18 protein-coding genes and 1 pseudogene are annotated in these 19,670 nt (G+C 50.9%); 15 read left to right on the top strand and 4 right to left on the bottom strand.

Annotation, left to right across the window (positions count from 1 at the left end; translation table 11 throughout):
• The first annotated feature begins 104 nt into the window (after positions 1-104).
• From MPHASIOC01_RS22055 to uraH, 4 genes and pseudogenes are all read left to right on the top strand, one after another.
• A complete protein-coding gene (locus tag MPHASIOC01_RS22055) occupies positions 105-1,349 on the top strand; it encodes an alanine--glyoxylate aminotransferase family protein (RefSeq protein WP_064596452.1) in 1,245 nt (414 codons plus the stop codon).
• An 11-nt stretch (positions 1,350-1,360) separates the two neighbouring features.
• Positions 1,361-2,593 (top strand): annotated as a pseudogene (gene hpxK, locus MPHASIOC01_RS22050) (allantoate amidohydrolase); the annotation flags it as partial.
• A 60-nt stretch (positions 2,594-2,653) separates the two neighbouring features.
• Positions 2,654-3,103: a 2-oxo-4-hydroxy-4-carboxy-5-ureidoimidazoline decarboxylase gene (gene uraD, locus MPHASIOC01_RS22045; protein WP_231889167.1), complete on the top strand. Its 450-nt coding sequence runs from the start codon at positions 2,654-2,656 to the stop codon at positions 3,101-3,103.
• Positions 3,100-3,435: a hydroxyisourate hydrolase gene (gene uraH / locus MPHASIOC01_RS22040; protein ID WP_064596450.1), complete on the top strand. Its 336-nt coding sequence runs from the start codon at positions 3,100-3,102 to the stop codon at positions 3,433-3,435. The genes uraD and uraH overlap by 4 nt, the downstream gene beginning before the upstream one ends.
• A 45-nt stretch (positions 3,436-3,480) precedes the next feature.
• Here the strand turns inward: uraH and MPHASIOC01_RS22035 are convergent, their stop codons facing one another.
• Entirely contained in the window at positions 3,481-4,254 is a 774-nt protein-coding gene (locus MPHASIOC01_RS22035) for an amidohydrolase (protein WP_064596449.1), read from the bottom strand.
• 135 nt (positions 4,255-4,389) lie between these two features.
• Positions 4,390-6,834: an acyl-CoA dehydrogenase FadE gene (gene fadE, locus MPHASIOC01_RS22030; protein WP_064596448.1), complete on the bottom strand. Its 2,445-nt coding sequence runs from the start codon at positions 6,832-6,834 to the stop codon at positions 4,390-4,392.
• Between the two features lie 226 nt (positions 6,835-7,060).
• Between fadE and lpcA the strand changes: the two genes are divergently transcribed.
• Together lpcA and MPHASIOC01_RS22020 are read left to right on the top strand one after the other, a co-directional pair.
• On the top strand, positions 7,061-7,642 hold the full coding sequence (lpcA, locus tag MPHASIOC01_RS22025) for a D-sedoheptulose 7-phosphate isomerase (protein WP_064596447.1): 582 nt from the start codon (positions 7,061-7,063) through the stop codon (positions 7,640-7,642).
• An 80-nt stretch (positions 7,643-7,722) separates the two neighbouring features.
• A complete protein-coding gene (locus tag MPHASIOC01_RS22020; protein WP_064596525.1) occupies positions 7,723-8,490 on the top strand; it encodes a class II glutamine amidotransferase in 768 nt (255 codons plus the stop codon).
• Here MPHASIOC01_RS22020 and dpaA read toward each other — a convergent pair.
• A complete protein-coding gene (gene dpaA, locus MPHASIOC01_RS22015) occupies positions 8,461-9,198 on the bottom strand; it encodes a peptidoglycan meso-diaminopimelic acid protein amidase (RefSeq protein WP_064596445.1) in 738 nt (245 codons plus the stop codon). The genes MPHASIOC01_RS22020 and dpaA overlap by 30 nt on opposite strands.
• A 508-nt stretch (positions 9,199-9,706) precedes the next feature.
• Between dpaA and MPHASIOC01_RS22010 the strand changes: the two genes are divergently transcribed.
• From MPHASIOC01_RS22010 to dinB, 8 genes are all read left to right on the top strand, one after another.
• Entirely contained in the window at positions 9,707-11,050 is a 1,344-nt protein-coding gene (locus tag MPHASIOC01_RS22010) for a Na(+)-translocating NADH-quinone reductase subunit A (protein ID WP_353613308.1), read from the top strand.
• 2 nt (positions 11,051-11,052) lie between these two features.
• Positions 11,053-12,291: an NADH:ubiquinone reductase (Na(+)-transporting) subunit B gene (locus MPHASIOC01_RS22005; RefSeq protein WP_064596441.1), complete on the top strand. Its 1,239-nt coding sequence runs from the start codon at positions 11,053-11,055 to the stop codon at positions 12,289-12,291.
• Positions 12,284-13,078 (top strand): Na(+)-translocating NADH-quinone reductase subunit C, encoded by a 795-nt coding sequence (locus MPHASIOC01_RS22000; RefSeq protein ID WP_064596439.1) that lies wholly within the window; start codon positions 12,284-12,286, stop codon positions 13,076-13,078. Before MPHASIOC01_RS22005 ends, MPHASIOC01_RS22000 begins: the two co-directional genes overlap by 8 nt.
• Entirely contained in the window at positions 13,071-13,709 is a 639-nt protein-coding gene (locus MPHASIOC01_RS21995; RefSeq protein WP_064596438.1) for an NADH:ubiquinone reductase (Na(+)-transporting) subunit D, read from the top strand. The genes MPHASIOC01_RS22000 and MPHASIOC01_RS21995 overlap by 8 nt, the downstream gene beginning before the upstream one ends.
• A 6-nt stretch (positions 13,710-13,715) precedes the next feature.
• Entirely contained in the window at positions 13,716-14,312 is a 597-nt protein-coding gene (nqrE, locus tag MPHASIOC01_RS21990; RefSeq protein ID WP_064596436.1) for an NADH:ubiquinone reductase (Na(+)-transporting) subunit E, read from the top strand.
• Positions 14,313-14,324: 12 nt separating this feature from the next.
• Positions 14,325-15,548: an NADH:ubiquinone reductase (Na(+)-transporting) subunit F gene (gene nqrF / locus MPHASIOC01_RS21985; RefSeq protein ID WP_064596434.1), complete on the top strand. Its 1,224-nt coding sequence runs from the start codon at positions 14,325-14,327 to the stop codon at positions 15,546-15,548.
• Positions 15,549-15,562: 14 nt separating this feature from the next.
• On the top strand, positions 15,563-15,787 hold the full coding sequence (gene nqrM / locus MPHASIOC01_RS21980) for a (Na+)-NQR maturation NqrM (RefSeq protein ID WP_036104449.1): 225 nt from the start codon (positions 15,563-15,565) through the stop codon (positions 15,785-15,787).
• 301 nt (positions 15,788-16,088) lie between these two features.
• Entirely contained in the window at positions 16,089-17,144 is a 1,056-nt protein-coding gene (dinB, locus tag MPHASIOC01_RS21975) for a DNA polymerase IV (protein ID WP_064596524.1), read from the top strand.
• 248 nt (positions 17,145-17,392) lie between these two features.
• Here the strand turns inward: dinB and pepD are convergent, their stop codons facing one another.
• The gene (gene pepD / locus MPHASIOC01_RS21970) at positions 17,393-18,850 is read right to left on the bottom strand and encodes a beta-Ala-His dipeptidase (RefSeq protein ID WP_353613307.1); all 1,458 of its coding nucleotides are present in this window, start codon (positions 18,848-18,850) and stop codon (positions 17,393-17,395) included.
• Positions 18,851-19,117: 267 nt separating this feature from the next.
• Between pepD and gpt the strand changes: the two genes are divergently transcribed.
• Positions 19,118-19,576, top strand: coding sequence for a xanthine phosphoribosyltransferase (gene gpt / locus MPHASIOC01_RS21965; RefSeq protein ID WP_064596430.1), 459 nt, complete (start codon positions 19,118-19,120; stop codon positions 19,574-19,576).
• The last annotated feature ends 94 nt before the right edge of the window (positions 19,577-19,670 follow it).

The raw sequence follows: 19,670 nt of genomic DNA, 5'->3' as shown, positions 1-19,670 counted from the left end.
TTATGGCGCTGGTTGTTTTTGTTTTGCTATGGCACATTAGTTGCAGAAGTTTTTATTAAGAATCTTTTGTTTCACTGAGAATTGTCCATATCAAAGGAATCATCATGTCCGACACCCAGCTATATCCACAAATCAATCCTCCTCACCGGTTATTGATGGGACCGGGTCCAATTAATGCTGACCCTCGCGTTTTACGTGCTATGTCCAGCCAACTGATCGGCCAGTATGATCCGGTGATGACGGGATACATGAATGAAGTGATGGCTTTATACCGAGGTGTCTTTCGCACTCAAAACCAGTGGACGATGCTGGTGGACGGCACATCTCGTGCCGGTATTGAAGCCGTGCTGGTGTCAGCAATTCGTCCTGGCGATAAAGTTCTGGTGCCCGTTTTTGGCCGTTTTGGCCATTTGTTGTGTGAAATTGCCCGGCGATGCCATGCAGAAGTGCATACCATTGAAGTTCCCTGGGGAGAGGTATTTACCCCGGATCAAATCGAAGATGCTATCCGGCAGGTGAAACCCCGTCTGCTGCTGACGGTTCAGGGCGATACCTCAACCACAATGTTACAGCCGTTGGAAGAATTAGGTGCGATTTGCCGTCGCCATGGCGTGTTGTTTTACACCGATGCCACAGCTTCGCTGGGGGGGAACCCATTGCAGGCAGATGAGTGGGGCCTGGATGCCGTTTCCGCGGGGTTACAAAAATGCCTGGGCGGGCCTTCCGGGAGTTCTCCGGTAACGCTCAGCCCTGAAATGGCCAGTGTCATCAGCAAGCGGCGTTGCATCGAGCAAGGGATACGCAGTGCATCTCATGAAGATGGCGACGATGAAATGATCTGGTCCAACTATTTTGATCTGGGCATGATCATGGATTACTGGGGACCAGAGCGCCTCAACCACCACACTGAAGCAACCAGCATGTTATTTGCCGCGCGCGAGTGCGCACGCATCATGCTGGAAGAAGGCATGGACAATATTATTGCCCGCCACGCGTTACACGGCCGGGCCATGGTGGCTGGCATTCAGGGCATGGGCTTGTCAGTATTTGGTGATATTGCCAATAAAATGAACAATGTAATGGGCGTGGTTATTCCGGAAAATGTTCATGGCGAAGCGGTGCGCAAAACACTACTGGAAGACTTCCATATTGAAATTGGCACGTCATTTGGCCCATTGCAGGGCAAAATCTGGCGTATTGGCACCATGGGCTATAACGCCCGTAAAGATTGTGTTCTGCAAACGCTGGCGGCGCTGGAAGCCGTGCTTAACCGCCAGGGCTTTCGCACCACGCAAGGTGCGGCGATGCAGGCTGCATGGGATATCTATGATGCGGAGGCGCGCCCATGACAGTAATGGCAATGCCCGACGAACAATCCCGCCAGGCGGCCAGCCGCATTATGGCGCGCAGCGATACGCTGGCGTTAATTTCTCAAACCCCGGGGCAACTTACCCGGGTTTTCCTGTCGCCTGAACATCTGCGCGCAAATCAGCAAGTTGCCCGCTGGATGGAAGAGGCGGGTATGACCACCTGGCAGGACGCCACTGGAAATATCTGTGGCCGCTATGAAGGCGCAACGGAAGGCGCGAGTGCTGTATTACTGGGCTCACACCTGGATACTGTCAGAAATGCCGGGCGTTATGATGGCATGCTGGGAGTACTGACAGCCATTGAAGTGGTTGACTGGCTTAACCGGCAAGGAAAACGCCTGAACCAGGCAATTGAAGTCATTGGCTTCTCTGACGAAGAAGGTACGCGCTTTGGCATTACCTTGCTGGGTAGCCGGGGAATAACCGGAACCTGGCCGGAAAACTGGCTGGAATGCCAGGACAATGAAGGTATTACTGTTGCTCAGGCGATGGTACAGGCAGGGCTTGATCCCGCAAGAATTGGTATGGCGGCTCGTAACCAGGAGGATTTTACCGCCTATCTTGAACTGCATATCGAGCAGGGACCGGTGCTGGAGCAGGCTGATTTCCCGCTGGGTGTAGTGACAGCAATCAATGGTGCTCACCGTTTGCGTTGTTGTTTTACCGGCCAGGCCGGGCATGCCGGTACAGTACCGATGGCGCATCGCCATGACGCACTTGCCGCCGCTGCCGCCTGGATTCACCGGGTGGAACAGATAACCCTGGCAAGCGGTGGCGACAATGTAGCAACGGTTGGTACGGTTAACTGTTTGCCAGGCGCCGTCAATGTTATTCCTGGCTCAGTGGAACTGACCCTGGATATTCGCAGCCCATCGGATGACAGCCGGGATGCACTGTTGTCGCAATTGCTGGCACAGGCAGAAAACATCGCCAGTCAGCGAGGGTTGTCCTTCACTCACGACACTTTCTATTCTATTCCGGCAACGCCATGCTCCCCGATATTACAGGCAGCATTGAGTGAAGCGGTTGCTTCTGCTCAGGGCAAAGCGCTTTCTCTGCCAAGCGGGGCAGGGCATGATGCTATTGCTGTTGCAGAGCGCTGGCCTGTCGGTATGTTGTTTGTTCGCTGCGAGAAAGGCATCAGCCATCATCCGGCAGAATCGATAACTGAAGCTGATGTTGCTGTCGCGATGAAAGCATGGAGCCAGGCGGTGTGCGCGGTTGCAGAAGCCCCAACGCCACTGGTGCGGTTTAACCAGGCGGATAGCCAGGCTGCAACGGCTATGATTCAGGCTTGCGTTGCAATTCCTGCCTGGCAGGATGCGCTGGTTGCCGGCCGGCCTTATTCGTCGTTTACTGCATTGAAAAAGCACGCTGTTGCGTTAGCTGCAACCTGGCAAACAGCAGAGCTTAATCAGGCGCTCAGTGCTCACCCCCGCATTGGCGAGCGGCCAACAGGTAAGAGTGAGGAAGCGCAGTTATCGCGCGGCGAACAGGCTGCGGTGAATACTGCAGACCAGGAACTTGCACAGGCGCTGGCAAAAGGGAATGCCGATTACGAAGCGCGCTTTGGGCGAGTTTTCCTTATTCGTGCAAAAGGGTTATCCGGGCACGATATTTTGCAGGCGTTACAGCGCCGGATGAAGTCGAACCCGGAACAAGAAACTCAGGAAGCGCTTGAGCAGTTACGTCAGATTACGTTACTACGCCTTGAAGGAGTTTTCTTACCATGAGTACGCTCAGCACACATATTCTGGATACGGCTATCGGGAAACCGGCTGTGGGTGTATTGATTAGCCTGGAACAGCTTCAGGCGGGTGAGTGGGTAACGTTAACACAGGGTGAAACAGATACCGATGGCCGCCTGAAAAACCTCGGCGGTGGGGAATTAGGGCCTGGGCAGTACCGGCTGGTCGCGCAAACCGGTGAATATTTTGCGGTTACACAACGTGAAACGCTCTACCCGGTAGCGCAAATTGACCTGATTTTGCCTGCAGATAATCTGCACTACCACTTACCCTTTTTGATTTCCCCCTGGTCATGGTCAACCTACCGGGGAAGTTGAATGCAGGCTAAAACCCCCTCATGCCAGTGCATGAGAGGGCGTGCATCACGGGTTAAGCGTGAAGTTATCCGCATCACGCCAGGCCGGGAATTTTTCCCGGTACTCCTGCAACGCAGTGAGTGAGAGCTCGGCATCAATACGGGCAGCATGGTGAGGATCACAGGAGGCAATGATTTCCCCTTGTGGTGAGATAACCCGGCTGTCGCCCCGGTAATGGTGGCCATTGCCATCGGTTCCCACCCGGTTACAACCTGCAACCCAGGCCTGGTTTTCAATGGCCCGGGCAGCCAGTAACGTTTGCCAGTGCTGTGAGCGGGGCGCTGGCCAGTTGGCAACATACAAAGCCAAATCGTAATCACCGTGATTGCGAGACCACACCGGGAAACGCAGGTCATAGCATACTAACGGTAAAATCCGCCAACCACGCCATTCAACAATTACTCTGGTATTGCCAGCCTGATAATACTGGTGTTCATCTGCCATACGGAACAGGTGCCGTTTATCATAATGGCTGACTCCACCTTGCGGAGTAACCAATAAAAAGCGGTTCACCGCCCCTGATTCGGTTTGCAATGCGGCACTGCCTGCAATCATTGCGTCACACTGGCTGGCCTTTTCTTTCATCCACTCAATAACCTGGGCTTCAGGCATGGACTGCTGTGCGGCTTCCATCGCAAATCCGGTCGTAAACATTTCAGGCAGGACAATCAAATCTCGCCCTGACAGCTTATCCATCACCACATCAAAATGGCGCAAATTGGCGGAACCATCCATCCAGACCAGCGGTTGTTGCAACAGGGTAATTTTCAAACCAGACACCGTCAGCGCTCCACATTTATTCAGCGATTATCACACTGTATCAGACAATAACGCGTTTGACCGCGAATAAAAACCGCACCTGTAGCCAGGTGCGGTTTGCGATATGTGTAACTGTGGTAACGGATTTAATGCAAATCAGGCAGCCTGGTCTTTATGGCTGGGCTCGTGAAACTTTACCGGCTGAGTCGCCAGCGCGTCTGGCTCAAACTCATCGACGTTAATACTGCGTAACCGGCTGGCTTCCGCCTGTTGCAATATTTGTGCTTCTTCTTCCGTTATTTCCCCGGCAGCCAGCGCTGATTTCGCCAGTGCGTCAAGGCGGGTAAATGACAGGTTTTTACCCCGGCTTTCGCAGATCCGTTTATGAACGGGCTCAGCGGCAATAACATCCTGCAGCGCGGCCTCCATCAGGCCTGCCGGGTTATGCTCGCATGGCTCCAGAAACTGACCGCGTCCGAGACGGTCACGGGTCGCGCTGGGTTGTTGCAGAATTTGCGCAACCTTGCTGTCCAGTTTATCAGAGGGTGCCTGATGGCGGCGGCCAAGCGGGAACACCACCACACGCAACAAACGGGCAACGGCTTTATTCGGGAAATTACGTAACAGGTCGTCAATGGCCTGTTCGGCCTGATACAGTGCATCCTGAACTCCCCAGTGCACCAGTGGTAAATCTTCCTGGTGGCGGCCTTCATCTTCATAGCGTTTCAACGCCGCAGAGGCCAAATACAACTGGCTGAGAATATCGCCAAGCCGCGCCGAAATACGCTCACGGCGTTTCAGGCTCCCACCCAGAACGGCCATAGATACATCTGACAGTAATGCCAGGTTGGCACACAGCTTATTCATTTGTTGGTAATAACGGCGGGTAGCATCGCGTGTTGGTGCAGCACTGGTACGGCCATTCGTCAGGCCCAGCCAGAAGCTGCGTACTTTATTGCTGCCCACATGGCCAATGTGGCGGAAAAGCAGTTTATCAAACGCGTTCACATCATTATTTTGGGCTGCGGCCATTTCATCCAGAACATACGGATGGCAACGAATCGCGCCCTGGCCGAAAATCATCATGCTGCGGGTCAGAATATTGGCACCCTCAACGGTAATGGCAATAGGCGCGCCCTGGTAAGCCCGGGCAAGGAAGTTGGATTCACCCAGCATGATACCTTTACCGCCTGCCACATCCATGGCATCAATAATGGAACGCTGGCCACGGTGTGTGCAGTGGTATTTCACAATTGCCGACAGCACTGCCGGTTTTTCACCCATAACAATCGCGTAGGTAATTAATGAGGCAGCGGCATCCATCACCCAGGCATTACCGGCAATGCGCGCCAGTGCTTCTTCAATCCCTTCCATTTTACCAATGGAAACTTTGAACTGGCGGCGAATATGCGCATAAGCCCCGGTTGCCATTGCAACAGATTTCAGGCCACCAGTTGAGTTGGATGGCAGAGTAATCCCGCGTCCGACAGACAGGCATTCAACCAGCATACGCCAGCCCTGGCCCGCCATTTTCGGGCCACCAATAATATAATCGATAGGGACAAACACATCGTTACCACGCGTAGGGCCATTCTGGAAAGGCACATTCAGCGGGAAGTGGCGGTGACCAATTTCAACGCCTGGCGTAGAAGTTGGAATTAACGCACAAGTAATGCCCAGCTCCGTTTCTTTGCCTAATAAGTTATCCGGGTCAGAAAGTTTAAACGCCAGTCCCAGAACCGTAGCAATGGGCGCCAGGGTGATATAGCGCTTATTCCAGGTCAGGCGCATGCCCAACACTTGCTCACCTTGCCATTCACCCATGCAGACAACGCCCGTATCCGGAATTGCTCCTGCATCAGACCCGGCTTCCGGGCTGGTAAGCGCAAAACAGGGAATTTCCTGGCCACGAGCCAGGCGTGGTAAGTAATGGTTTTTTTGCTCTTCAGTACCGTAGTGTTGCAGTAATTCACCCGGCCCAAGAGAGTTGGGAACGCCAACTGTAATAGCCAGAATGCCAGAAACGCCTGAGAGCTTTTGCAATACTTTAGCCTGTGCGTAAGCCGAGAATGCCAGACCGCCATACTCTTTCTTGATAATCATCGCGAAGAAACGATGTTCTTTCAGGTAAGCCCATAATTCTGGAGGGAGGTCTGCCATTTCATGGGTTATCTGAAAATCATTCGCCATGCGGCAGGCTTCTTCTACCGGGCCATCCAGGAAAGCCTGTTCTTCGGGGGTTAATACGGGCTGTGGGTAGTTATGTAATTTTTTCCAGTCAGGTTTCCCCTGAAACAGGTCACCTTCCCACCAGGTGGTACCGGCATCAATAGCCTCTTTTTCGGTACGCGACATAGGGGGCATCACTTTGCGGAAAGTGCGAAATACTGGCGCTGAAATCAACGATTTGCGCATGGGGGCGAAATTAAAAGGCACCAGCATAATCAATAGCGGTAATAGCACCCAGGCAGACCAAAGCCCGGCAGCAGCAAGACCTGCGGTCCATAGCAACAGAATCAGGCTGCTCAGCGGCAGCGACAGACGGTGATAAAACACCGCACCGAGCAAAACAAACGTTGCAACAATACTCAATATCAACATAAGAAAAGCTCCCTTCTTGTAGGAGGTCTGACCACTTGATGTAATTATGGTTGTAGTGGATGTGCATTTCTTTATCAATCTCTTTACAAAATAATTACAACCTGGTTCACAATGTTCACTACCGGAGTCTGAAAAAAAACGTTTCATCCGGGCAGCAGCGCTTCTCGCTGTTCACGCTATCCGGTAAACTTCGGATTGATATTTTTAATACTGAAGGATATTCCATATGTACCAGGATTTGATTCGTGGTGAGCTGAATGAAGCAGCCGAAACTCTGGCTAACTTTTTGAAAGATGATGGAAATATTCATTCCATTCAGCGTGCGGCAGTGATGCTGGCAGACAGCTTCAAAGCCGGGGGCAAAGTGCTCTCTTGCGGTAATGGCGGTTCTCATTGTGACGCAATGCATTTTGCTGAGGAGCTTACCGGGCGCTATCGTGAAAACCGTCCTGGCTATCCGGCAATCGCTATTTCTGATGTCAGCCACCTTTCCTGCGTCAGCAATGACTTCGGCTATGACTATGTCTTTTCCCGTTACGTAGAAGCTGTTGGCCGTGAAGGGGATGTACTGTTGGGTATTTCTACTTCCGGTAACTCAGGCAACGTGATTAAGGCTATTGAAGCGGCAAAAGCGAAAGGCATGAAAGTCATTACGCTGACGGGTAAAGATGGCGGCAAAATGGCGGGCAGTGCTGATGTGGAAATCCGTGTGCCGCATTTTGGCTATGCAGATCGTATTCAGGAAATCCATATTAAAGTTATCCATATTCTGATTCAGCTAATTGAAAAAGAGATGGTAAAAGCCTGAGCCAGCTAAGGGCAATGGCGCAGTAGCTCTTGGCGGCACAGGTTTTGCGTATTGTGCCGCTGGCAGGTGTGAGGTGTTTTATGTGTGAATTGCTCGGGATGAGCGCGAATGTGCCCACCGATATTTGCTTTAGTTTTACCGGGCTGGTTCAGCGTGGCGGCGGAACCGGTCCTCATAAAGATGGTTGGGGAATTACGTTCTACGAAGGGAAAGGGTGCCGGACCTTCAAAGATCCACAACCCAGTTTTCGTTCGCCCATTGCCCGCCTGGTGCAGGAATATCCCATCAAATCATGCTCGGTAATTGCGCATATCCGTCAGGCCAATCGTGGCAAAGTTGCGTTGGAAAATACCCATCCTTTTACCCGTGAGTTGTGGGGGCGTAACTGGACATACGCACACAATGGGCAACTGAAAGGCTACCATTCTCTGGATACGGGGCATTTTCGCCCGGTAGGGGAAACGGATAGCGAATATGCTTTTTGCTGGTTACTGCACAAGCTTAACGAGCGCTACCCGCGCACGCCTGGTAACATGCCTGCGGTGTTTCGCTACATTGCACAACTTGCGGGGGAACTGCGGGAAAAAGGCGTATTCAATATGCTGTTATCCGACGGGCGTTATGTCATGGCCTATTGTTCCACCCGGTTACACTGGATAACCCGTAGAGCACCATTTGGCGTAGCGACCTTACTGGATCAGGATGTCGAAATCGACTTCCAGAAAGAGACCACACCAAATGATGTGGTCACTGTTATTGCGACACAGCCTTTAACCGGCAATGAAACCTGGACTCAAATTGAGCCCGGTTCATGGGCACTATTTTGCCTGGGGGACCGTATAGTTTGAGGCCAGTTGCGGTTGGGTGGCGTTCATATTGGGCGCGCCCACAACATAATGGCCATTGACCACGGAAACCACTGGCGGCTGGTGGTATTTGGCAAAATAGTCGTAACCAGGTTTCAGTTCTTCCCAAAACTTAATGTAGTAAGAGTATTTATGACGCGCCATATTGGCGTCTGTCATGCGGAAAGGGAAGATATTCACTTCAACCCGCTGTTGCCCAAAAATAATAGCACCGGTAACAAACTGGAATATTTCATCAATATTCGAGTTAGTCATTGCATAGCAACCAATGGATACACAGGCACCATGGATCATCAGGTACTTGCCGTCATACCCGTGTTCCCGGTCATAGGTGTTAGGGAAGCCAATGTTAATCGCTTTATAAAAGCGGCTGTCAGGCTTTAGTTGGCTGCGCCCAACAGAATAGAAGCCTTCAGGGCTTTTAAAATCGCCCATACGCCGTTTTGGCCCCAGGCCACCAGAATAGTCGCAGATGTGATAGCTGTTCATCAACTGATAGCGTTCACCCATCTTGACGTACAGTTCAAGAATGCGTTCTTCCTTGAAGATCTGGATATAAACCGGAGAGCCCATTAATTGCTTTTTCATTTCTGCGCTAACGGGTTTTGCCATTGAGCCACCGGAAATGTCACTGGCAAACGACAAGAGGGGCATCAGAAGCATCGCAAATACAAGTGCGATTTTACGCATACTACTATATTCCTTGATAAACCTGAAAATCATCGCCAGATTGGCTAAGAGGACCCAAAATCAGATTATTCTGCCTGATCGGGCTCACATTAACACCACTGTTAATTTTCGCAAGCCCTTGAACGGGCTGTTTGGCAGATAATTGTGTAATGGTTGTTATGACAAGCATATTTTTATTCTGCACTTTGCGAGTTTGTTCTCACTCCCTGATTTTGGATTGGGTTTTTGGCATGCAAGACTGACGATTAATGGTACTATCTTGCGGGCTAAAAGTAGCTTCATAGTTAAACCCGGTGAGTTGATTGATGGCCGGCGGATAAGATAAGAAAGGACGCTTTCCTGGGATTCACAAACGGCACACACCTTTTGGTACAAGGCGTGCCGTGCGTATTTTACTGCATTGTTACTCCTCCTTCTCTTAACCCTCAGGCTGTACACCTTTCATCACTACTCTGGCGTCAGTGGCTTTATGCTGGCGGAATTACGTTAAAAACTGCGTGATAACCATATGATTAAAATTAAAAAAGGTCTCGACCTGCCCATCGCAGGCCGGCCCATCCAGAAAATTTATGATGGTCCCACCATCAGTCATGTGGCTGTGCTCGGCGAAGAATATGTCGGCATGCGCCCTTCTATGCGAGTCAAAGAAGGCGAACAGGTCCGTAAAGGGCAGCCACTCTTTGAAGATAAAAAAAATCCCGGGGTTATTTTTACTGCGCCTGCCAGTGGCACTGTGGTTGCCATTAACCGTGGTGAACAGCGCGTGTTGCAGTCAGTCGTCATTAAAGTTGAAGGCGCGGAGCAGGTGACTTTTAACCGCTATGAGCCAAATGACCTCGCTGAACTCTCCCAGGAAACGGTAGAGCAACAGCTACTGGTTTCTGGGTTATGGGTAGCATTACGCACGCGTCCATTCAGTAAAGCCCCCACTCCGGGTTCAGAACCCCTGGCCATTTTTGTTACGGCAATAGATACCAACCCGCTTGCCGCAGACCCACAACTGATTATTCACAGTGAACGGGAAATGTTTAATGCCGGGTTGTCGGTACTTGCCCGCCTGACCAAAGGCAAAGTGCATGTTTGCCAGGCAAGTGGTGGCAAACTTGGTGGGCATTCATCTGGTCAGGTTACATTTAATGAGTTCGCCGGGCCTCATCCCGCTGGTCTGCCGGGTACTCATATTCATTTCCTTGAACCGGTAAGCCTTCAAAAGCAGGTCTGGCACCTGAATTACCAGGATGTTATCGCCATCGGTAAGCTGTTTATCAATGGGGAATTATCTTGTGAACGCGTTGTGGCGCTGGGAGGCCCGCAAGTACAAAATCCGCGCCTGGTGCGTACCTGCCTTGGTGCATCACTGGAAGAACTGGTAAAAGGCGAACTGGCCGAAGGTGAAAACCGTGTTCTGTCAGGCTCTGTCCTTAACGGGCACATTGCACAAGGCCCGCATGCCTGGTTAGGCCGTTTTCATTTGCAGGTCTCGGTATTACTTGAAGGGCGCGAGAAAGAGTTGTTCGGCTGGGTCATGCCGGGTAAAGACAAATTCTCGATTACCCGTACCACCCTGGGTCACTTCCTGAAACATAAACTGTTTAACTTCTCGACAGATACCAACGGTGGTGAGCGCGCAATGGTACCTATTGGTAACTATGAGCGTGTGATGCCTCTCGACATTCTGCCCACCTTGCTGCTGCGCGACCTGCTTGCTGGCGATACAGACGGCGCTCAGGCGTTAGGGTGCCTTGAACTGGATGAAGAGGACCTCGCATTGTGCACCTATGTGTGCCCGGGGAAATATGAATATGGCCCGGTATTACGCCAGGTATTAACCCGTATCGAGCAGGAAGGATAACCATGGGCTTAAAACAGTTATTTGAAAAGATTGAGCCGCATTTTACTAAAGGCGGCAAGCTGGAGAAGTATTATCCCCTGTTTGAAGCGACGGCAACAGTGTTCTATACACCAGGGACAGTCACTAAAGGCGCATCGCATATTCGTGATGCCATTGACCTGAAGCGCATGATGATTCTGGTCTGGTTCTCTGTGTTTCCTGCCATGTTTTGGGGAATGTATAACGTTGGGCAGCAAACTATCCCGGCGCTTAATAAACTCTATTCTCCTGAACAACTGCAACAGGTTATCGCCAGTGACTGGCATTATACTGTTGCCCAGTGGCTGGGAGTGAGTTTCGCACCCGATGCTGGCTGGTTAAGCATGATGCTACTGGGAGCCGTTTTCTTTGTTCCCATCTACCTGACTGTTTTTATCGTCGGTGGTTTCTGGGAAGTGCTGTTTGCCATTATTCGCAAGCATGAGGTGAACGAAGGTTTCTTTGTTACCTCGATTCTGTTTGCGCTGATTGTTCCGCCCACATTGCCTTTGTGGCAGGCGGCACTGGGGATCTCGTTTGGTGTGGTTATTGCTAAAGAGATTTTTGGCGGCACCGGGCGTAATTTCCTCAACCCTGCACTGGCCGGTCGTGCCTTTCTGTTCTTTGCATACCCTGCGCAGATTTCAGGAGACCTGGTCTGGACGGCTGCCGATGGCTTCTCTGGCGCCACACCGCTTTCACAGTGGGCAAGCCACGGTGGGCAGGCGCTGGTAAATGTCACGACAGGTCAGCCGGTCACCTGGCTGGATGCTTTTCTCGGCAACATTCCCGGTTCCATTGGTGAAGTCTCTACACTGATGATAATCATTGGTGGGGCCATCATCATGTTTGGCCGCGTGGCTTCCTGGCGCATTGTGGCTGGTGTTCTTATCGGGATGATAGCGACCGCAACCTTATTCAACCTGATTGGCTCTGCCACGAACCCTATGTTCGCGATGCCGTGGTACTGGCATTTAGTCCTGGGTGGTTTCGCTTTTGGCATGATGTTCATGGCAACCGATCCCGTTTCCGCCTCTTTTACTGACAAAGCCAAATGGAGTTATGGCCTGCTGATTGGCGTCATGTGTGTCTTGATAAGGGTAGTAAACCCGGCTTACCCGGAAGGTATGATGCTGGCAATTTTGTTTGCTAACCTTTTCGCGCCGTTGTTCGACTACCTGGTAGTGCAGGCTAACATCAAACGGAGGAAATCTCGTGGCTGAGAAAAAAAGTAACGATAGCATCGGCAAGACATTGCTGGTTGTGCTGCTACTTTGTCTGGCCTGTTCCGTTGTGGTGGCAGGTTCTGCCGTAGGGTTAAAACCGCGCCAACAGGAACAGAAGTTGCTGGATAAGCAACGTAATATTCTGGATGTTGCAGGTCTGGTGAAACCGGGCATGAGCAGTGAAGCTGTGAAGAAAATTTACAGCTCGCGCATTGAACCGCGGTTGCTGGATTTGCAGAGTGGCCAGTTAACAGACAAAGATCCTGCGTCATTTGACCAGGCAGCAGCATTGCGCTCCGCCGACCAGAGTATTGCGTTGAGTGCTTCGCAAGATCCGGCAGGCATTAAACGGCGCAGTAATTTGGTTGAAATTTACCTGGTAAAAGGCGAAGACAACAAAATTCAGGAATTAGTGTTGCCAGTATATGGCAATGGTTTGTGGTCCATGATGTACGCCTTTGTAGCGCTGGATATCGACGGCCGTACTGTCAAGGGAATCACCTATTACGACCAGGGAGAAACTCCGGGGCTGGGTGGTGAAGTTGAAAACCCGAGCTGGCGGCAAAAGTGGGTGGGGAAAACACTGTTTGATGATAGTGGTAAACCTGCTATTCGCGTAGTGAAAGGTGGTGCGCCACAAGGCGATAAACACGGTGTGGATGCCTTATCAGGTGCAACGCTGACCTCAAACGGCGTGCAACACACCTTCGATTTTTGGCTGGGTAAATTAGGTTTTGGGCCATTCCTGAAACATGTCCAGGAAGGGGGGCTGAACAATGGCTGATGCTGCTGGTTTGAAAGAAATTAAACGGGTAGTTGTTTCTCCGTTAGTGGACAACAACCCGATTGCCTTGCAAATTCTTGGGGTTTGCTCCGCGCTTGCCGTTACGACCAAACTGGAAACGGCGTTTGTGATGACGCTGGCAGTAACGCTGGTTACGGCGTTTTCCAGTATGTTTATCTCCATGATTCGCCACCATATTCCTAACAGTGTGCGTATCATAGTGCAGATGGCAATTATTGCATCACTGGTGATTGTCGTGGACCAGTTGCTCAGGGCTTTCGCTTACGAAATTTCCAAGCAGTTATCAGTATTCGTCGGCCTGATTATCACGAACTGTATTGTGATGGGGCGTGCTGAAGCCTATGCAATGAAATCCCCGCCACTGGCAAGCTTTATGGACGGTATCGGTAATGGCCTGGGTTACGGTGTCATTCTGATTATCGTTGGTTTTTTACGTGAACTGATTGGCAGCGGGAAACTGTTTGGTGTCACTGTGCTGCAAACCGTACAAAACGGTGGCTGGTACCAACCAAATGGCATGTTTTTGCTCGCACCCAGTGCGTTTTTCATCATTGGCCTGCTGATTTGGGGAATTCGCACCCTCAAACCCGCTCAGCAGGAAAAGGAGTAACCGCCAATGGCTCACTATATTAGCTTGTTTGTCCGCGCTGTTTTTGTGGAGAACATGGCGTTAGCCTTCTTCCTTGGCATGTGCACCTTCCTGGCTGTATCCAAAAAAGTCTCCACGGCATTTGGCCTGGGCATTGCCGTTACGGTGGTGCTGGGCATTTCTGTACCCGTGAATAATCTGGTCTACAACCTGGTTCTGCGTGATGGTGCGCTGGTCAGTGGCGTGGATCTCAGCTTCCTGAACTTCATTACTTTTATTGGGGTGATCGCGGCACTGGTGCAGATTCTGGAGATGATCCTGGATCGCTTTTTCCCTGCGCTCTATAACGCGCTGGGGATCTTCCTGCCATTAATCACTGTGAACTGCGCTATTTTCGGTGGCGTTTCGTTCATGGTGCAGCGTGATTACAACTTTGGTGAATCGATTGTTTATGGCATTGGTTCAGGTGTGGGCTGGATGCTGGCGATTGTTGCTTTGGCAGGTATTCGTGAAAAAATGAAGTATGCCAATGTACCCGCAGGGTTGCGTGGTCTGGGCATTACCTTTATCACCACCGGGTTAATGGCACTGGGTTTTATGTCTTTCTCTGGTGTGCAGCTATAAGGGCGGAAATGTATGGAAATTATTCTTGGCGTAGTAATGTTTACGCTGATTGTCCTGGCGCTGGCGCTGTTGATTCTTTTTGCAAAATCAAAGTTGGTCAACTCTGGTGATGTTCTGATTGAAGTAAACGGCGATGCTGACAAACAGTTTCGCGCGTCAGCTGGCGACAAACTGCTGAATACGTTATCCGGGCAGGGCATTTTTGTTTCATCTGCCTGTGGTGGCGGTGGTTCCTGTGGCCAGTGCCGGGTGAAAATTAAGCAAGGTGGGGGCGATATTCTGCCTACTGAGCTTTCCCACATATCAAAACGTGAAGCCCGCGAAGGTTGCCGCCTGGCCTGCCAGGTTGCAGTAAAGCAGGATATGCAAATTGAGCTTCCGGAGGAAATTTTCGGGGTCAAAAAATGGGAATGCGAAGTTATCTCTAACGATAACAAAGCCACTTTCATTAAAGAGCTGAAGTTACGGATTCCGGACGGTGAAGATGTACCGTTTCGGGCTGGCGGTTATATTCAGATTGAGTGTGACCCGCATGAAGTGGCGTATAGCGATTTCGATGTACCAGAAAAATACCGTAGCGACTGGGATAAATTCAATTTATTCCGTTACCGCTCTGTAGTGAAAGAACCCTGTGTTCGTGCTTATTCCATGGCGAACTATCCGGATGAAAAAGGCATTATCATGCTGAATGTGCGTATTGCCACGCCGCCGCCAGCAAAACCTGATCTCCCACCGGGCATTATGTCTTCGTATATCTGGTCACTTAAGCCTGGCGATAAAGTGACGATTTCCGGGCCATTTGGGGAGTTTTTCGCCAAAGAAACCGATGCGGAAATGGTATTTGTGGGTGGTGGTGCGGGAATGGCGCCAATGCGTTCTCATATTTTCGACCAGTTAAAACGCCTCAGCAGCAAGCGTAAAATCAGCTTCTGGTACGGTGCGCGCTCCATGCGTGAGATGTTCTACCAGGACGAGTTTGAACAACTGGCACGGGATAACCCGAATTTCACTTTCCATGTTGCGTTGTCTGAACCGCTGCCAGAGGACAACTGGACAGGGTACACCGGGTTTATCCACAATGTTCTTTATGAAAACTACCTGCGGGATCACGAAGCGCCTGAAGACTGCGAGTTTTACATGTGTGGGCCACCAGTAATGAATGCTTCTGTCATTCGTATGCTGAAAGAACTGGGTGTGGAAGACGAAAACATCATGCTGGATGACTTCGGCGGCTGATAAGGGGAAGAAAAGTGCTCACTGTTTTTGTAGCCACATTTGCCATTTTTTTACTGGTTATTCTGGGTATGTCTCTTGGCTGGTTGTTTAAGCGCAAGGCAATCCAGGGGAGTTGCGGTGGCATAACAACGTTGGGGCTGGAAAAAGTGTGTAACTGCCCGGAACCTTGTGATGCGCGTAAAAAGCGTATGGCTGAAGAAGCCCGGGCAGCACAACGCGAGAAAGCACGTATTCTCTAAAAGTAAGCCTTTACTTACCTGCCCGCTCAGCCGGGCAGGTAAGTAGCATGTATCACTGCTGTTCTGAGCCCGGTTTTTCTGGCTGGTTTTATCCTGGCCTGAACCTGAATCCTTCACCTGATATCTTTGGTCTTAGTCCTTTTACTTGACTTCTCTTTGAAGCCTTCCTGGGCTTAACGGCTTTATTACTGAAGAGTAAGCACTGACTTACTCTTTCTCACCCCATCTGGTAAGAAAATCACTATTACACTTCTCACTGCCAATAAACATGCTGTATATTTACACAGTGATTGGAGGGGGAATGCGTAAAATAATACATGTCGATATGGACTGCTTTTTTGCAGCCGTCGAAATGCGCGATAACCCGGCACTGCGCGATATTCCCCTGGCAATAGGGGGCAGCCGGGAAAGACGTGGCGTTATCAGCACCGCGAATTACGTTGCGCGTAAATTCGGTGTGCGTAGTGCTATGCCAACGGCTACCGCACTGAAGCTGTGCCCCCAACTTACATTATTACCCGGGCGTTTTGAGGCGTATAAAGAAGCATCACGGCATATTCAGTCGATTTTCTCTCGTTATACCAGCCTCATAGAACCCCTTTCATTAGATGAAGCCTATCTGGATGTGACGGACAGCACCCTCTGCCAGGGGTCAGCAACCTTGATTGCTCAGGAAATCCGCCAGACGATTTTTAATGAGCTTCAGCTAACCGCTTCTGCTGGTGTGGCTCCGGTTAAATTTCTGGCAAAAATAGCCTCAGACCTCAATAAACCCAATGGGCAGTATGTGATAACTCCCCGGCAGGTACCTGAATTCCTCGCAACCCTTAAGCTGGGGAAAATCCCCGGCGTGGGTAAAGTTACTGCCGGGAAACTGGAAAGTATGGGCTTACTCACCTGTGCGGACGTTCAGCAGAGTGACCTTGCACTACTGTTACGCCGTTTTGGGAAGTTCGGCCGGGTTTTGTGGGAACGCAGCCACGGAATTGATGAGCGCGCCATCAGTAACGACAGGCAGCGTAAATCGGTAGGTGTGGAGCGCACGCTGGCAGAAGATATTCATGACTGGCAGGCCTGTGCTGACATTATTGAACAGCTCTATCCTGAACTGGAACGCCGTCTGGCAAAAGTAAAACCTGACCTGCGCATAGCCCGCCAGGGCATCAAACTGAAGTTTGATGATTTTCAGTTAACCACTCAGGAACATATCTGGCCGAGCCTGAATAAAACAGACTTACTGGATACCGCGCGCAAAACCTGGGAAAGCCGCCGTGGTGGGCGGGGAGTACGGCTGGTGGGGTTGCATGTAACATTACTGGACCCGCAACTGGAACGCCAGTTAGTACTGGGGCTGTAACTTCTTCAGCATCAGAACACCATGCCGGTAAAGTTGGTTGGCTATGGCACAAAAAACGCCCTGTGTTAGCAGGGCGTTGAGTCTGATAACTCACCTCATGTCCGCACAGAACGAGAGGATGTCACCCAATAAAAACCAGGAAAATCAATTCATTGATTTTCGGCTGCTAACCAAAAAGAAGGAAAAACCACGCTTTTTCCTTCTTTTTCATCAATCTGAACGCCCTGTGTTAGCAGGGCGTTGAGGGTTTATTTAGCCGGGATTGATTTCAGCAACTCGGTCAGCAGCACCCAGTACTGGCCTACACTTTCGATATGTACTTGCTCATCGGGTGAGTGTGGCCCGGTGATGGTTGGCCCAATAGAAACCATGTCCATGTCCGGGTAAGGTTTTTTGAACAACCCGCATTCCAGGCCTGCGTGAATCACCATGATATTTGGCGTTTTGTTGAACAGGCGCTGGTAAGTTTCCCGCACCAGATGCATCACCGGTGAATTGGCATCTGGCTGCCAGCCAGGGTAACTACCTTTGGCGACAACATCTGCGCCGGCTAATTCGCCCAGGGAAGTCAGCATGCTGACAACGTAATCTTTCCCGCTGTCGATCAGTGAGCGAATCAGGCAAATAATTTCTGCTTTATTCTGCTCCATCGTAACGACACCGACATTCAGGGAGGTTTCAACCACGCCTTTAACGGCATCTGAATTGCGGATAACACCATTCGGTGTGGCATTCAGCAGGCTGATGAACTTGTCCTGGCTTTCACGAGTGAGAGCGGCGTTAGTCGTGGTAACCGGCTCAAGCAGAATAGTGAGGTTTTTCTCAACAGCAGCCAGCTCATTTTTCAGTGTGGCAAGGTAAGACTCAACCTGTTGTTTGAATGCCGCCACCTGCTCTTCTGCAACCGCAACGACGGAGAAAGCTTCACGCGGGATAGCGTTGCGCAACGTGCCGCCGCTGAACTCCACCAGGCGAAGCCCCAGATTACGTGCGTTATCGCTCAGGAAGCGCGCCAGCAATTTGTTTGCGTTACCCAACCCCACATGGATCTCACCACCGGAGTGGCCGCCTTTCAGACCTTTAAGCACCAGATTAAACGCCTGATAGCCAGCAGGAATGGCTTCACGGCTTAATGGCAGCGTGGTGATAAAATCAATCCCACCGGCGCAACCCATATAAATCTCGCCTTCTTCTTCGGAATCGGTGTTGATCAGAATATCAGCCTGCAACCAGCCAGATTGCAGACCAAAGGCGCCATCCATACCGGCTTCTTCTGTCATGGTCAGCAGCACTTCCAGCGGGCCGTGCTCAACGCTGTCGTCAGCCAGAACCGCCAGAGCTGAAGCCATACCGATACCGTTATCCGCCCCGAGCGTAGTGCCACGGGCTTTTACCCATTCGCCATCAATCCAGGGCTGAATCGGGTCTTTAGTGAAATCATGAACGGTGTCGTTGTTTTTCTGCGGCACCATATCCAGATGAGCCTGTAATGCAACAGGCTTGCGGTTTTCCATACCTTTGGTGGCAGGTTTACGCAACAAAATATTCCCAACCTGATCACGCTCTGCGTGCAGGCCTTTGTCTTTTGCCCAGGACAGGATGTGTTCAGCCAACTGTTCTTCATGATAAGAAGGGTGAGGGATAGAACAAATTTTCGCGAAAATATTCCACAAAGGTTGGGGAGATAACTGGGACAGTTCAGACACGACGAGTCTCCTTGACAGCGAGTTGCCAGTCAGTGCTGGCAGCCCGGGTTAAGCAAATAAAAAGAACCGGTAACTTGCGGGTAACCGATCCTTGCACGTTGGCGTGAGAATACCATTATATTATCCGGGTGGGGGTGTTTCCGGGCACAAAAAACTGCGCAGCTTTGCGCAACACTGGTTTTTAGTGCGTCAGATCTCTATAATCTCGCGCAACCCAATTTTCCCCTGAACACTTTTTAAGCCGTTTTTACTGGCCGGGACATTCACATGAGCGAAAAATACGTTGTCACCTGGGACATGCTGCAGATTCACGCACGGAAACTGGCAAGCCGCCTGCTGCCTGCTGAACAGTGGAAAGGCATTATTGCTGTGAGCCGTGGGGGCCTGGTGCCTGGTGCGCTGCTGGCCCGTGAACTGGGCATTCGCCATGTTGATACCGTGTGTATCTCCAGTTATGACCATGACAACCAGCGTGAAATGAAAGTACTGAAACGCGCAGAAGGCGATGGCGAAGGCTTCATCGTTATCGACGACCTGGTTGATACCGGTGGCACTGCGGTTGCGATTCGCGAAATGTACCCGAAAGCACATTTTGTTACTATTTTTGCCAAACCTGCGGGCAAACCGCTGGTTGATGATTATGAAATTGATATTCCACAAAATACCTGGATTGAACAGCCGTGGGATATGGGCGTTGTCTTCGTACCGCCGTTAGCTGGCCGTTAATTCAGCCTCATCAGTTTGGTAAAAACACGCGCCCGTTTGTCGGGCGTTTGTTTTTTTTAGCGCCTGACAAGATACAATAGGCAACATGACCTGT

The organism is Mangrovibacter phragmitis (assembly GCF_040429585.1).
Classification (GTDB): domain Bacteria; phylum Pseudomonadota; class Gammaproteobacteria; order Enterobacterales; family Enterobacteriaceae; genus Mangrovibacter; species Mangrovibacter phragmitis.
This window is presented reverse-complemented; position numbering and strand designations above follow the sequence as displayed.

Bases quoted from the DNA above. Each gene is read 5' to 3' on its own strand.
- dinB (WP_064596524.1), top strand. From the start codon at position 16,089: ATGCGTAAAATAATACATGTCGATATGGACTGCTTTTTTGCAGCCGTC.
- nqrE (WP_064596436.1), top strand. From the start codon at position 13,716: ATGGCTCACTATATTAGCTTGTTTGTCCGCGCTGTTTTTGTGGAGAAC.
- uraD (WP_231889167.1), top strand. From the start codon at position 2,654: ATGATTCAGGCTTGCGTTGCAATTCCTGCCTGGCAGGATGCGCTGGTT.
- gpt (WP_064596430.1), top strand. From the start codon at position 19,118: ATGAGCGAAAAATACGTTGTCACCTGGGACATGCTGCAGATTCACGCA.
- lpcA (WP_064596447.1), top strand. From the start codon at position 7,061: ATGTACCAGGATTTGATTCGTGGTGAGCTGAATGAAGCAGCCGAAACT.
- MPHASIOC01_RS22020 (WP_064596525.1), top strand. From the start codon at position 7,723: ATGTGTGAATTGCTCGGGATGAGCGCGAATGTGCCCACCGATATTTGC.
- uraH (WP_064596450.1), top strand. From the start codon at position 3,100: ATGAGTACGCTCAGCACACATATTCTGGATACGGCTATCGGGAAACCG.
- nqrF (WP_064596434.1), top strand. From the start codon at position 14,325: ATGGAAATTATTCTTGGCGTAGTAATGTTTACGCTGATTGTCCTGGCG.
- MPHASIOC01_RS21995 (WP_064596438.1), top strand. From the start codon at position 13,071: ATGGCTGATGCTGCTGGTTTGAAAGAAATTAAACGGGTAGTTGTTTCT.
- MPHASIOC01_RS22055 (WP_064596452.1), top strand. From the start codon at position 105: ATGTCCGACACCCAGCTATATCCACAAATCAATCCTCCTCACCGGTTA.
- dpaA (WP_064596445.1), bottom strand. From the start codon at position 9,198: ATGCGTAAAATCGCACTTGTATTTGCGATGCTTCTGATGCCCCTCTTG.
- fadE (WP_064596448.1), bottom strand. From the start codon at position 6,834: ATGTTGATATTGAGTATTGTTGCAACGTTTGTTTTGCTCGGTGCGGTG.
- MPHASIOC01_RS22005 (WP_064596441.1), top strand. From the start codon at position 11,053: ATGGGCTTAAAACAGTTATTTGAAAAGATTGAGCCGCATTTTACTAAA.
- MPHASIOC01_RS22010 (WP_353613308.1), top strand. From the start codon at position 9,707: ATGATTAAAATTAAAAAAGGTCTCGACCTGCCCATCGCAGGCCGGCCC.